This is a genomic window from Dietzia sp. SYD-A1 (assembly GCF_015356725.1).
GTDB lineage: Bacteria > Actinomycetota > Actinomycetes > Mycobacteriales > Mycobacteriaceae > Dietzia.
Genome location: NZ_JADDKI010000480.1, coordinates 1 through 1,091, shown reverse-complemented (window position 1 = coordinate 1,091; position 1,091 = coordinate 1). Strand labels below are relative to the sequence as shown.

The window sequence follows — 1,091 nt, the reverse complement described above, 5'->3', positions numbered from 1 at the left end:
ACTCCGGCCCGGACACTCCTGCCGACGCCCCCGCCGACGCTCCTGCCGACGCCCCCGCCGACGCCGACCAGGCCGTGCGCTCCTCGACCACGGAGTGGCTGGTCCTGGTCGCGCAGGTACTGGCCTCGGGCGTCGCCGGCGCGGCGCTGTTCATCGGCTTCCACCTGCTGTGGCGAGACCTGCCGTGGGTGGCCATGGCCCTCGCGCTCGTCGTGATCGTCGGCCTGGTCGCCATGGTCCGCGTGCTGCGCAGGTCCAACGACACGGTGAGCATCGCCCTGGCGGTGATCGTCGGGCTGGGAGTGACCTGCGGGCCACAGTTGCTCAGATTGATCACCTGACCGGTTCACGGCACCCGACCGGCCCCGCCCCGACTCCGCCCGCGCCTCACGGTGCGGGCGGAGTCGTCATACAGGGCCGTCGCGGACGTGTGGCACTGTTGGGGACATGACGAGAATCGCAGTGGTCGGTGGCGGACGCATCGGCGAGGCCCTCATCGCAGGTCTCCGCAAGTCGGGGACGGAGCAGTCGGACATCGTGGTGATCGAGGCCGTCGAGCCCCGCGCCTCGGAGCTGGCCAAGAAGTACTGCATCCTCTCGACCAGCCTGGACATCGGCTGCGAGGGGGCGGATGTGATCGTGGTGGCCGTCAAGCCGGGTGACGTCCCCGCGGTGGTCGACCGGATCGGCGACGCCATCTCCGACAGCGTCCACGAGTCGATCGTGGTGTCCCTGGCGGCAGGTGTGCCCACATCGGTGCTGGAGAACAAGCTCAGCGCGGGGTCCCCGGTCGTGCGGGTGATGCCCAACACGGCGATGCTCGTGGGGCAGGGCGTCTCGGCCGTGTGTAAGGGGCGCTACGCGCGTGACGAGCACCTGGAGAAGGTGGTCAAGGTCATGGAGAGCGTCGGCGCCGTCGTCGTCGTCGACGAGTCCAAGATGGACGCCGTGACGGCCGTGTCCGGCTCGGGCCCCGCCTACTTCTTCCTCCTCGCCGAGGCGATGGTGGACGCGGCGGTGGAACAGGGCCTGCCCCGTGACGTCGCGCTGCGGCTCGCGACCGGCACCGCCCTCGGCGAGGAGGAAGAAGT

The 1,091-nt window shown here is 70.4% G+C and carries 1 protein-coding gene and 1 pseudogene; both read left to right on the top strand.

All coding sequences use genetic code 11. The features are described 5' to 3' along the window. Positions 1-341, top strand: a pseudogene (locus IY392_RS15880) (hypothetical protein); the annotation flags it as partial. Between the two features lie 106 nt (positions 342-447). Continuing rightward, positions 448-1,091, top strand: a 644-nt coding sequence (proC, locus tag IY392_RS15875; RefSeq protein ID WP_228549509.1) for a pyrroline-5-carboxylate reductase, incomplete at its 3' end; no start/stop codon positions are given.